This is a genomic window from Kitasatospora paranensis, assembly GCF_039544005.1.
GTDB lineage: Bacteria > Actinomycetota > Actinomycetes > Streptomycetales > Streptomycetaceae > Kitasatospora > Kitasatospora paranensis.
In genome coordinates this window covers 883,401-895,944 of the sequence record NZ_BAABKV010000001.1, presented here as the reverse complement: position 1 = coordinate 895,944, position 12,544 = coordinate 883,401, and the positions used below count along the sequence as shown (strand labels likewise).

Sequence of the window (12,544 nt, the reverse complement as noted above, 5' to 3'; positions counted from 1 at the left end):
AGTGACCGACCAGTAGGGTGGGGCGGCGCGCTCGGGCGCGGACGCGGTGCAGCGGATGCGGTGAAGGGGAGTACGCGGGATGAGCAGCAGCGACGACGACCGGCAGGCAGCCGGGACGGGCTTCTTCAGCTCCGTGGACGACGTCTCCGCCAGGCTCGCCGCGGTCGGCTACCTCGCCTCCACGGCCGTCGCCACCACCGTCTTCCTCGCCGACCGGCTCGGCAAGCCGCTGCTCGTCGAGGGCCCCGCCGGGGTCGGCAAGACCGAACTCGCCAAGGCCGTCGCCCGGGTCGGCGCCGCCCGCCTCGTCCGCCTGCAGTGCTACGAGGGCATCGACGAGTCCCGCGCCCTGTACGAGTGGAACCACGCCAAGCAGCTGCTGCGGATCACCGCCGGCCGCGAGGAGAGCTGGGACGAGGCCAGGACGGACATCTTCGGCGAGGAGTTCCTGCTCACCCGGCCGCTGCTCACCGCGATCCGCGGCGACGAGCCGACCGTGCTGCTGATCGACGAGACGGACAAGGCGGACCTCGAGGTCGAAGGCCTCCTCCTGGAGGTCCTCGGCGACTTCCAGGTCACCGTTCCCGAGCTCGGCACGATCACCGCGACCCGCCGACCGTTCGTCCTGCTCACCTCCAACGCCAGCCGCGAGCTCTCCGAGGCCCTGCGCCGCCGCTGTCTGTTCCTGCACCTCGACTACCCCGAGCCGGAGCTCGAACGGCGCATCGTCGCGCTGAAGGTCCCCGGCCTCGACGAGGTCCTCGCCGCCTCGCTCGTCCAGGTCGTGGGCGCGCTGCGCGCGATGGACCTGCGCAAGGCGCCGTCCGTCGCGGAGACCGTCGACTGGGCCCGGACCCTGCTCGCGCTCGGCGCCGGCACCCTCGACGACGCCGTCGTCCGGGCCAGCCTCGGCGTCGTCCTCAAGCACCAGGACGACATCGTGGCGGCCACCCGGAAGCTGACCCTGGCGTGAGCGGGCCGGCCGACGTGCTCGCCGAGCGGCTGACCCGCTTCGTCCGTGCCCTGCGCGGCCACGGCCTGCGGATCGGGCCGGCCGAGACCGTCGACGCCGCCGCCGTCCTCGACGTCCTCGGCCTCGCGCACCGTGAGCACGTCCGCGAGGGCCTGGCCGCCGCCCTGCTGCGCACCAACGGCCAACGCGCCGTCTTCGACGCCACGTTCGACCTCTACTTCCCGCTCGGGGTGGGCACGCCCGAAGCCGCCCGCGGAGCCGCCGACCGCACCGTCGACGAGCTCCGGGACCGCCTCGCCGACGCGCTGGCCGCCGACGACCGGGGAGCTGACCCGGATCGCGGGCGAGGCCGTGGACGCGCTCGGCCGCTACGGCTCGACGCCCGCCTCGGACGGCTGGTCCGCCCACCAGACGCTCGGCCGGCTCCAGCCCGAGACCCTGCTCGCCCGGGTCCTCGCCGCGCTGCGGGCCGGCCCGCGACCCGACGGCGCCGACCTCGCGGCCGATCTCGCGGACCGCCTGGCCGAGGACGAGATCCGCCGCCGCATCCGGGCGTTCCGCGCCCAGGTCGGCACCGAGGCGCGCCGTCGCGTCGCCGAACTGCGCGGCACCGACCGGATCGCCGAACGGGCCGTCGCCCCCAGCGCCGATACCGTCGACTTCCTCGTCGCCGGCCGCGACCAGCTCGCCGAACTGCGCCGCACCGTCCACCCGTTGGCCCGCAAGCTCGCCACCCGGCTGGCCGCCCGCCGCCGCCGGGCCGCCCGCGGCCGGATCGACCTGCGCCGCACCCTGCGCCGTTCGCTCTCCACCGGCGGTGTCCCGCTGCGCCCCGCGTACCGCCGGCACCGGCCGGGCCGGCCCGAGATCGTCCTGCTCTGCGACGTGTCCGGCTCGGTCGCCGGATTCGCGAACTTCACCATGCTGCTCGTCCAGGCCATGCACGACCAGTTCAGCAAGGTGCGGGTGTTCGCTTTCGTGAACCGGACCGCTGAGGTCACCCGGCTGGTCACCGCAGGCTCCGCGGATCCGGCCGACCTCGGCCGGCGCATCCTCACCGAGGCCGGGGTCGCCGGCTGGCACGGCAGCAGCGACTACGGGGCCGCGCTCGGCGAGTTCGCCGACCACCACCTCGACGCGGTCGGGCCGCGCACCTCCGTCCTCATCCTCGGTGACGCCCGCACCAACGGCTGGGACCCGAACCTGCCCGCCCTCAAGCGGATCGCCGACCGCGCCCGCCGCGTCCACTGGCTCAACCCCGAGCCGGCCGGCCAGTGGGGCACCGGTGACTCCGCGGCCGACGCCTACGCGGCCCTGGTCGACATGCACGCCTGCCGCAACAGCCGCCGCCTCGGCGAACTCGTCGGCCGCCTCCTGCCGGTGTAGGCCAGGCCTGCTCGGCTCACGGACAGGGCAGGCCCGCTCAGCTCAGGAACCCGACGTGCACGTGGTCGTGGTGGGTGGCGTCCGAGAAGAACTGGCCCGCCGCGCCTCCCGCCAACTGCCGCGGCCCACCGACGTTGTACGAACCGGCCGCCGCGGCGGCCCGCATGAAGCCGTCCACCAGGTCGTGCGGCGTCGCGGGATCGACCACCGCCCGGCCGTCGATCTGCCACACGTCGAACGCCCGCCCCTGCGGATGATCGCTCGGCCGGTTCGTGCCGAACACGTCCAGCGGATGCCCCGACCGGACGACACTCACCGCGAACGGCGTCCGGGCCGCCAGCGTCAGCATCGCCGTCAGCACCGAGTCGTGGACGGCGCCGCTCCGTACGTCGGCGAGTCCGGCCGGCGGCAGCTGGATCCGCGGCTCGGCGAGCACCCGTTCCGCCGCCGCCGACAGCCGCGCCGCCGCCGGGCCCGGCTGCGCGGGATGCAGGGCCGTCACCGTCCATCGCGGCTGCGCACGGCTCAGCCGGACGTCCACCGTCGTGCCGCCCGCCGTCACCGCGGGGTCGGGCGCCGTCGCCGTCCACTGCCGGCACACCACCAGCACGCTCGCGGTGTCGGTGAGGATGCCGCCGTACTGGGCGTCGATCACCTGGAGCGCCGCCCGCCCGGCGTCCCCGGTCAGCCCGCCCGCCTCGGCGGCCAGCCCGGGGTCGAGCCCCAGCGCCGCGACCTTCACCCGGGCCGCCGCGGCACCGCCGCCGCCCTCCGGCCAGGCCCCGAGGGCCTCCACCAGCTCGACGGCCCGCAGCTTCACCTCCGGCTGCACCTCACCCGGCCCCGGCCGCCACGGGGTCGTCGCCGGCAGCGCCGCCGCGGTCGACGAGGGCGGTGCGGAGGAGGCGGGGGCCGAGGACGGCGCCGCGGACGTACCGGGGGAGGCCGTTCCGGGGCTCGCCGTCCCGCGGCCGCTCTTCCCGCTGCACGCAGCCAGCAGCGCGGCGGCGGCCCCGACCAGCACCGCACGCCGCGACATCGCACCGGACCGCCCGGCCCACGCCGGTCCGGCCGGGGACTGCTCGGCCACGCCCCCAGTCTGCGCCCGGCCCGACGGGAAGCCGCGCCGACTCGCCCCGTTCCCCGTTCCCCGTTCGCGGCCGGTCGGCTGCGGGCCGAACCCGTAGGGTCGGTGCCCATGGAACTTCGGCGCCGTCGGACGTCCCGCGTCCTGCTGGTGGTCGGTCACCGAGTTGGCCGACACGGCCGACGATCCGTCCCCGGCGGATGGCGCTGCTCCTGTCCCGTGCCCTCCGGGCCGACCCGCACCGGCCGCCGACCTTTCCGGGGCACTTCAACGAGGACACCGACCCGGAGTAGCGGCCTGCGCGTCCGATCGTCCTTGCCGTCCCACCCGTCGCCGCGCCCGGTGTCACACCGTGACGGCGGCCGACGGTGGGCTCTCGCGGCCGGCCCGGTCGAGGGCGGTCACGGTGTACCCGCCCGCGGTGGCGGGGCGGTGGCGGGGCGCCGCCGCGGGCAGGACGGCGAGGAGGGTGCCCGGCGTGCCGGGGCCGGAGTGGTGGCGCAGGGCGAACACGAAGGCGTGATCGGTGGGTTCGGCGTGCAGCAGGCCGGTGGAGTCGAGCCGCAGGGCGGGGCGCCGGGGCGGCGTTCCGCCGGCGAGGCGGGGGAGCAGCGGTACCAGTGCGGGCCGGTGCCAGTGGTCGGCGGCGAGCCGGGTGATCGCGCCGAGGCGGTCGGCGACGACGTCCTTGGCGCTGAAGAGGAGGTCGCCGCCGATTGCGGGCAGGCCCGCGGCGAGGTCGAGATGGCGGGAGAGTTCGGCCGGGTCGCTCCAGGCCCGGTCCTGGCCCGCCGCGCCCGCGCGGTACGCGGCCTGGCCGATCCACAGCTGGGTGTCCGTGCCGGAGGTCCGGGCGGCCCACCAGCGGGCCAGCACGCGGTAGTCGGCCGACGGGTGCCCCAGGTGCCAGTACAACTGCGGTGCGACGTAGTCGAGCAGGCCTGCGCGCACCCAGCCCAGACTGTCGGCGTGGATGCCGTCGTAGGACTGGAAGGACGCCGTGGCGGACCCCTCCGGATCGGTGGCCGCGTTGCGCCAGACGCCGAACGGGCTGACCCCGAAGGCGGCGTCCGGCCGCGCCGCGCGGACGAGGTCGCGGGTCTCCCGGATCAGCAGGTCGACGTTGTGGCGCCGCCACGCCGCCCGGTCGGTGAAGCCGGCGCCGTGGGCGGCGAACGCCTCGTCGTCGGGAAGTCGCGGCCGCCGGCCGGGTACGGGTAGAAGTAGTCGTCGAAGTGGACGCCGTCGATCTCGTAGCGCGTCACCGCGTCGAGCACGGTCCGCTCGACGAACGCGCGGACGGCCGGCACACCGGGGTTGTAGTACAGGGCGTCGCCGTAGCCGACCGTCCACTCGGGGTGCCGGCGGGCCGGATGGCCGGCGGCGAGCGTGGACGCGTCACCGGCGACGGTGACCCGGTAGGGGTTGAACCAGGCGTGCAGGGCGAGGCCGCGGCGGTGCGCCGCGGCGACCATGAACGCCAGCGGATCCCAGCCGGGATCGCGTCCCTGAACCCCCGTCAGCCACTGCGACCAGGGCTCCAGGCGGGACGGCCAGAAGGCGTCGGCGGTGGGCCGCACCTGCACGAGGACCGCGTTGACACCGAGGGCGGCCAGGCGGTCGAGCAGCACGGTGAACTCGCGCTGCGCCTCCTCGGCGGGCAGGCCGGGCGCGGACGGCCAGTCGATGTTCCCGACCGTCGCGATCCAGACGCCGCGCATCTGCCGCTCGCCCGGCGAGCCGGGCCCGGTCGACCCGGTCGACCCGGTCGGCCCGGCGGCGAAGGCAGCAGGCGACGCCGCCGACAGTGCCGACAGGGCCGAAGCGGCCACGGTCAGGGCGCCCAAGCCGCCCAGGACGACGCGGCGGCCGGGCCGGTGGGCGACCATGCTGGCGGCTCCCGTGGTGCTCGGGGCTGACGGTGTGTCACCAGCTACCCGCACGGCCGCGCCGCCCACCGGCCGACACGCCGCAGGGTGGTCCGTGCGGAGGAATTTCGGCCGCCGCGTGCCGCCACCGGCCGGGCGGCGGGCCGCGACCCGCCATGGTGGTGGACGTCCGGCCCGTCGCGGGCCCGTCCCCGTGGAGGAACAGTGCGTACGACGCCGTTCGCCGCCGTCCTCGTCGGCGCGCTGCTGCTGACGTCCGCGGCCGCCCGGACGGAGGCGGCGACCCCGCCCCGGGCGGCGCGCACCCTCGGCACGGACCCACGGTCGCTCGGCCCGGACCTGGACCGGCTGCTCGCCGACGGCCGGCTGACCGGCGCCCAGGCCTCGGCCCTGGTGACCGACGCCGCCACCGGCGAGGTGCTGTACGAGCACGCGCCGGGTGCGCTGCTGCTGCCCGCGTCCACCCTGAAGACGGTCACCGCGGCCGCCGCCCTCGACCTGCTCGGCCAGGACCACCGCTTCACCACCGAGGTGCTGGCGGCCGGCCGGCGCAGCGGCCCGGTGCTGGACGGCGACCTGGTGCTGCGCGGCGGCGGCGACCCCACCCTGCTCCCCGCGGACCTCGACGCGCTGGCCGGTGCGGTGGCCGCCGCCGGGGTCACCGAGGTCACCGGTGCACTGCGCGCGGACGCCTCCCGGTACGACGGCGTGCCGCTCGGCGCGGACTGGGCCTGGGACGACCAGGCCGCCTACTACAGCCCGCAGATCTCGGGCCTCACCCTCACCACCGACACCGACTACGACCCCGGGACGGTCCGCCTCACCATCACGCCGGACACGACTCCCGGACGGCCCGCGACGGTGCGGGTCACGCCCGCCGAGGCGCCGGTGCACCTGACCGGCGGCATCGCCACCGGCCCGGCCGGCGGCGCGTACTCCGTCCAGGTCGACCGGCGGCCGGGCGGCAACGACCTGCTGCTCGGCGGCGCCGTGCCCGCGGGCGGCGGCACCGGGCAGGAGTGGATCGCCGTCGACGACCCCGCGGCGCTGGCCGCCGCCGTGTTCGCGGCCGCGCTGGCCCGGCACGGGGTCACCGTCCGGGGCGGCGTCGCCGCCGGCAGCACCCCGGACGGCGCCGCGGTGCTCGCCCGGCACGACTCCGCGCCGCTGTCGGCGCTGATGGTGCCGTTCCTCAAACTCAGCAACAACGGCATCGCCGAACACCTGGTGAAGGAGATCGGCCGGGTCGCCGCAGGCAGCGGCAGCTGGCCGGCCGGCCTCGACAGGATCCGGGACTTCCTGCACCGCAGCGGCCTGGAGCCGACCGCGGCCCGGCAGACGGACGGCTCGGGGCTGTCCCGGCAGAACCTGCTGACCGCCCGCCGGCTGACCGCCCTGTTCGCGTTCGCCCGCACCCGGCCCTGGTTCCACGCCTGGTACGACGCGCTGCCGGTGGCGGGAGACGCCCGCCGGATGGTCGGCGGCACCCTCACCAACCGGATGCGGGGCACCGCCGCCGCGGGCCGGGTGCACGCCAAGACCGGTTCGATGACCGGTGTCGACGCGCTGGCGGGCTACGTCGAGCGGTCCGACGGCCGGACCCTCGCGTTCGCCGTCCTGCTGAACAACTTCGCCGGTGACAGCCCCCGCCCCGTCCTCGACGCGTTCGCCGTCCGGCTGGCGGGCGACGGCGCCGCCACCCCGACCCCCGTGCCCACCGCCCCGGCTTCGGCCGCCACCGGCCCGGGGAGCCGCCGCTCCGCCCCGCACGACTGGGAGACCGCCTGCCTGACGGACGCCCGCTGCTGAGCACACCCGCCGCCGGGCCCGGTACACCGGCCCGCGGCATCAGGCCGGCGGACACCCCGCCCGCCGGCCCCGCAGACGCCGACGGAGAGGAACAGCAGTGCCGATGAAGCCGGCCCGGAGCCGGGTCGCCCTCGCGGCCCTCGCACTCCTCACCGCCGCCGTCCTGCCCGGCTGCGCCGGTGGCACTGCCGCCGACCCCGGCGACTTCCCGGCCGTGCCCGGCGGCAGCTACTCCGTCGCGCTCACCGAACCCGACCACCTCACTCCCGGCCGGACGACCAGCAGTTACGCGATCCAGGTCATCCAGGGCCTGTTCGACACCCCGGTCACGCTCGATCCGCACGACGGCCACCCGCTGCCGCTGGCCGCCGAGTCGTTCACCTCCGACGACCAGCGGGTCTGGACGCTGCGGCTGCGCCCGGGAGCCCGCTTCCACAACGGGGAGCCCGTCACCGCGGGCAGCTTCGCCGCGGCCTGGGACGCCGCCGCGTACGGGCCCAACGGCTGGGAGGCGAACGCCTACTTCGCCCAGATCGACGGCTACCCGGCGCTCAACCCCACCGACGGGCGGACGCCCGCGACCCGCCATCTGTCCGGCCTCGAGGTGCTCGACGACACCACCCTGCAGGTCACCCTGGCCGCGCCGTTCAGCCAGTTCCCGATGCTGCTGGCATTCCCGGCGTTCGCCCCGCTGCCCGCCGCCGCGTTCACCGACCCGGAGGATTCGACCGCCACCCGGTCGGCAACGGGCCGTTCGCGATGGACGGCGACTGGCAGCACAACCAGCGGATCGACCTCAGACGCGCCGACGGCTACACCGGCCCGCGCCCGCCGATGGCCGACGCCGTGCACTTCCGCATCTTCACCAGCAAGGACACCGCATTCACCGAACTCCGCGCCGGGCACATCGACTTCGTCACCAACGTGCCGGCCGCCCGGGCCTACGAGGCGAAGCGCACCTTCGGGCGCCGCTACTCGGTGCGGCCGAGCGGCACCATGGACTACCTCGGCCTGCCGCTGTGGGACGCGCGCTACCGCAACCCCGACGTCCGCCGGGCGCTGTCCATGGCGATCGACCGCGCCGGCATCACCCGGGCCATCTACAACGAGGTGTTCACCCCGGCGGACTCGCTGGTCGCCGCGATGATCCCCGGGCACCGGGCCGGCGCCTGCGGCGAGACCTGCACCTACCAGCCGGCCAAGGCCCGCGAACTCCTCGACCGGGCAGGCGGGTTCGCCGGATCCGTCGAGCTCTACTTCGCCAACTCGGACCCCACGTACGAGCAGTGGATGACGGCGGTGGCCAACGAGCTGCGCCAGAACCTCGGCATCCACGACGTCGTGTTCCGCAAGATGTCCGGTGCCGACCTCGGCCCGATCCTCAACGGCCACAAGGCGAGCGGCCCGTACCGGCAGAACTGGGTGATCGACTACCCGAGCGTGCAGAACTACCTGGCCGGCCTGTTCGGGCCCGGCAACCGGATGGGGTGGAGCAATCCGGCCTTCGACGACCTGCTGGCCCGGGGCAACGCCGCCGCCACCGAGCAGGAGAGCATCACCCTCTACCACCGGGCCGAGGACATCGCCCTCGCCGACCTGCCGCTCATCCCGCTCTGGAACTGGCAGGACCAGACGGCCTGGAGCACCCGGGTCGGCAGCGTGCTGCTCGACCCGTACGTCGGGGGCTGCACCTGGACAAGGTGTCCGTCCGGCACTGACCCCGACCACCGAACCGACCTCCAGGGGGCACCACCACCGATGGGCCGATACATCGCCCGCCGCCTGCTGTACGCCGTCCCGGTACTGCTGGCGACCACCTTCCTGATCCACACCCTGGTGTTCGTGCTGCCCGGCGACCCCATCCAGGGCCTGGCCGGCGACCGGCCCGTCCCGCCCGCCGTCCTGGCCGAACTGCGCAGCCGCTACCACCTCGACGAGCCGCTGTTCAGCCAGTACCTCGACTACCTGCGGGGCCTGTTCTCCGGCGACCTCGGCCGCACCTTCACCGGGCAGCCGGTCGCCGACGTGATCGCCGGACGCTGGCAGGTCACCCTCCGGCTCGGCCTGACCGCGTGGTTCTTCGAGGCCGTGCTCGGCATCGCGTTCGGGGTCTGGGCCGCGCTGCGCAAGGGCCGCTGGGTGGACAGCGCCGTGCTGGCCGGCACCACCCTGGTCATCGCGGTGCCGGTCTACGTGGTCGGCTACCTCGCCCAGCTCTTCCTCGGTGTCCGGCTCGGCTGGTTCCCGGTGTCCGGCGACGACGGCGGCTGGCCGAGCGCCTACCTGCTGCCCGGACTCGTCCTCGCCTCCTTCGGGGTCGCGTACGTCGCCCGGCTCACCCGCTCGTCGCTGCTGGAGAACCTGCGGGCCGACTACGTCCGCACCGCCGGCGCCAAGGGTCTCAGCCGGCGCCGCATCATCGTGCTGCACACCCTGCGCAACTCGCTGATCCCCGTCGCGACGTTCCTCGGCATCGAACTCGGCTCGCTCATGGCGGGCGCCGTCGTCACCGAGTACATCTTCAACCTCCCCGGCATCGGCCAGCAGGTCTTCCAGGCCATCCAGCTGCACGAAGGACCCACCGTGGTCGGCATCACCACCGTGCTGGTGCTGGTCTTCTGCCTCGCCAACCTGCTCGTCGACGTCCTGTACGGCCTGCTCGACCCGAGGATCCGCCATGACTAGCCCGCCGACCAGCCCGCCCGCCGACCTCGTCCTGCCGCCCGCCGACCCGCCGAAGCCCGGGTCCGGCCCGCCGGCGACACCCTCGGCGGCGGCCTGGCGCGACCTGCGGGCCCGCCCGCTGGTGCTGTGCAGCGCCGGCACCCTCCTGCTGATCAGCCTGATGGCGGCCTTCCCCGAGCCGTTCGTCGCGCTGCTCACCCACGACACCGGCCGCTGCGAACTCTCCGACTCCCGGGTCGGCCCCAGCCTCGCGCACCCGTTCGGCTTCGACCTCCAGGGCTGCGACTACCTCGGGCAGGTCGTCCGCGGCAGCCGCCCCTCGCTGGTCATCGGGCTCGCGGTGACGGCGGGCGCCCTGCTGCTGTCGGTGCTGCTCGGCCTGCTCGCCGGCTTCTACGGCGGCTGGGTCGACGCCACCGTCTCCCGGGTCACCGACGTGTTCTTCGGCCTGCCGTTCGTGCTCGGCGCCACCGTCGTCCTGGTGGCCTTCCCCGACCACGGCCTCGGCGCGATGACCCTCGTCCTGGTCGCCCTCGGCTGGACGACGATGACCCGGGTGATGCGCGCCCAGGTGATCGGCGCCAAGGACGCCGACTACGTGCAGGCCGCCCGCTCCACCGGCGCCGGCCCGCTGCGCCTGATGTCCCGCCACATCCTGCCGAACGCCGTGACACCCGTCGTCGTGGTCGCCATGCTGAACGTCGGGAACGTCATCTCGGGGGAGGCCACCCTGGACTTCCTCGGCGTCGGGCTGCAGTACCCGGCCCTCTCCTGGGGGTTGCAACTCAACGCCGCCCAGGCCTACTTCCTCGACTTCCCGCACCTGCTCGCGTTCCCTGCGCTGTTCCTCTGCGCGACGGTGCTGAGCTTCATCCTGCTCGGCGACGCCGTCCGCGACGCCTACGACCCCAAGCTGAGATGAGGCCCGCCATGCCCCAGGTACCGCCGCGCGTCCCGCCCCACCTGCTGCCCGGCGACCGGGTCGCGGTGGCCGCACCCGCCGGGCCGGTCGACCCCGATTTGCTCGCCCGAGGCACCGCCCTGCTCACCTCCTGGGGGCTGCAGGTCACCGTGCTGCCGCACGCCCTCGACCGGCACCTCGGGCACCTGGCCGGCCGCGACGGCGACCGCGCCGACGACCTCACCGAGGCGCTCGCGGACCCGGCCGTGAAGGCCGTGTTCTGCGCCCGCGGCGGCTACGGCACCCAGCGCACGGTCGACCTGGTCGACTGGGCGCGGCTGGCCGACGCCCCGCCCACCGTGCTGGCCGGCTCCAGCGACATCACCGCCCTGCACGAGGCCGTCGCCGTCCGGCTCGGCACCACCACCCTGCACAGCCCGATGCCGGCCACCGCCGCCCTCGCCGACCGCCCGGCCAACGCCGCGCACCTGCACGCGGTGCTGTTCCGGCCCGAGAAGGTCACCGAACTCCCCTTCACCGCGCCGCCCCTGGTGTCCGGCACCGCCGAGGGCCGGCTCGCCGGCGGCAATGCCAGCCTGCTCGCCGCCTCGGTCGGCACCCCGACCTCCCTGCCGCCGGACGGCTGCCTGCTGCTCCTGGAGGAGACCGGCGAGGAGCCGTACCGGCTGGACCGGATCCTCACCCAGCTGCTGCGCGCCGGCGTGCTCGACCGGGCGGCCGGCATCGTGCTGGGCGACTTCACCGACTGCGGCGAACCGGACGAGGTCCGCGCGCTGCTCGCCGACCGGCTCGGCGGCCTCGGCGTGCCCGTCGCGGCCGGGCTGCCCGCCGGTCACGGAGAGCTGCAGCTGACCGTCCCGCTCGGCACCAGGGCCCGGCTTGCCCCCGGCGCCCTGCACCTGCTGGAGCCGCCGCTCGCGGCCCGCCCGGTCGCCGACCGTCCGCCGGAGGCCGTGCGATGCGTGTCCTGATCTCGGCGGACATGGAGGGCGCGACGGGGGCCACCTGGCCCGGCGACGTGCTGCCCGGCACACCCGGCTGGTCGCGGATGCGCCGGATGCTGACCTCCGACGTGAACGCGTGCGTCGCCGGGCTGTGGGAGGGCGGCGCCACCGAGGTCGTGGTCAACGAGGCCCACGACACCCAGCGCAACGTCCTGATCGAGGATCTCGACCCGCGGGCCCGGCTGCTGAGCGGCCGCCACAAGCCGCTCGGCATGATGCAGGGCGTCGAGGCTGCCGACGCCGTGGTGTTCCTCGGCTACCACACCGGGGCCGGGCTGCCCGGCGTGCTCGCCCACACCTACCTGGGCGCCGGGCTCACCGGGTTCCGGATCGACGGCGAGCCCGCGGACGAGGGCCGGATGAACGCGCTGACCGCGGCCGAGCACGGCGTCCCGGTCGTGCTGGTCACCGGGGACGATCTGGTGTGCGCAGCCGCCGCGGGCTGGGCGCCGGGCGCGCGCACCGCCGCCGTGAAGGAGTGCGTCAGCCGGTACGCCGCGCTCTGCCTGCCGCCCGAGCGCAGTGCCGGGCTGATCCGCGAGGAGGCCCGGTCGGCGGCGGCCGGTGCGGTGGCCCGGGCCCGGCCCGCGCCCGTCCGCGGGCCGCACCGGTTCGAGATCGACTTCCACGCCACGCATCAGGCCGAGGCCGTGGCGGCCGTCCCCACCGTCGAACTGACCGGCCCCTGCACGGTCGCCTACACCGCGCCGACGGCCACCCGGGCCGCCCGCACCTTCAAGATCTGCACCGTCGTCGCGAACGCCGCCGCCGAGCAGGGCTACGGCTGAC

At 75.5% G+C, this 12,544-nt stretch carries 7 protein-coding genes and 3 pseudogenes; 8 read left to right on the top strand and 2 right to left on the bottom strand.

Translation table 11 applies throughout. The features are described 5' to 3' along the window. The first annotated feature begins 79 nt into the window (after nt 1-79). Both ABEB13_RS04655 and ABEB13_RS04650 read left to right on the top strand, forming a co-directional pair. The gene (locus ABEB13_RS04655) at nt 80-973 is read left to right on the top strand and encodes an AAA family ATPase (RefSeq protein ID WP_345704411.1); all 894 of its coding nucleotides are present in this window, start codon (nt 80-82) and stop codon (nt 971-973) included. Continuing rightward, nucleotides 970-2,359, top strand: a pseudogene (locus tag ABEB13_RS04650) (vWA domain-containing protein). The gene ABEB13_RS04655 and the pseudogene ABEB13_RS04650 overlap by 4 nt, the downstream one beginning before the upstream one ends. 37 nt (nt 2,360-2,396) lie before the next feature. On the opposite strand, the gene ABEB13_RS04645 reads toward ABEB13_RS04650, so the two are convergent. Both ABEB13_RS04645 and ABEB13_RS40275 read right to left on the bottom strand, forming a co-directional pair. Further along, complete coding sequence (locus ABEB13_RS04645) at nt 2,397-3,449, bottom strand: hypothetical protein (RefSeq protein WP_345704410.1); 1,053 nt, start codon at nt 3,447-3,449, stop codon at nt 2,397-2,399. Nucleotides 3,450-4,079: 630 nt separating this feature from the next. Further along, a pseudogene (locus tag ABEB13_RS40275) lies at nt 4,080-5,335 on the bottom strand (glycoside hydrolase family 10-like protein); the annotation flags it as partial. A 204-nt stretch (nt 5,336-5,539) separates the two neighbouring features. On the opposite strand from ABEB13_RS40275, the gene dacB reads away from it, so the two are divergent. The 6 genes and pseudogenes from dacB (at nt 5,540) to ABEB13_RS04605 (ending at nt 12,543) form a co-directional block, all read left to right on the top strand. After that, nucleotides 5,540-7,144, top strand: coding sequence for a D-alanyl-D-alanine carboxypeptidase/D-alanyl-D-alanine endopeptidase (gene dacB / locus ABEB13_RS04630; protein WP_345704408.1), 1,605 nt, complete (start codon nt 5,540-5,542; stop codon nt 7,142-7,144). 103 nt (nt 7,145-7,247) lie between these two features. Next, a pseudogene (locus tag ABEB13_RS04625) lies at nt 7,248-7,844 on the top strand (ABC transporter substrate-binding protein); the annotation flags it as partial. A gap of 59 nt (nt 7,845-7,903) precedes the next feature. Continuing rightward, entirely contained in the window at nt 7,904-9,829 is a 1,926-nt protein-coding gene (locus ABEB13_RS04620; protein WP_345704407.1) for an ABC transporter permease subunit, read from the top strand. After that, nucleotides 9,822-10,751, top strand: a complete 930-nt coding sequence (locus ABEB13_RS04615; RefSeq protein ID WP_345704406.1) for an ABC transporter permease — start codon at nt 9,822-9,824, stop codon at nt 10,749-10,751. The genes ABEB13_RS04620 and ABEB13_RS04615 overlap by 8 nt, the downstream gene beginning before the upstream one ends. An 8-nt stretch (nt 10,752-10,759) precedes the next feature. Next, nucleotides 10,760-11,722: a S66 peptidase family protein gene (locus tag ABEB13_RS04610; RefSeq protein WP_345704405.1), complete on the top strand. Its 963-nt coding sequence runs from the start codon at nt 10,760-10,762 to the stop codon at nt 11,720-11,722. Then, a complete protein-coding gene (locus ABEB13_RS04605; RefSeq protein ID WP_345704404.1) occupies nt 11,710-12,543 on the top strand; it encodes a M55 family metallopeptidase in 834 nt (277 codons plus the stop codon). Before ABEB13_RS04610 ends, ABEB13_RS04605 begins: the two co-directional genes overlap by 13 nt. Nucleotide 12,544 lies beyond the last annotated feature (1 nt).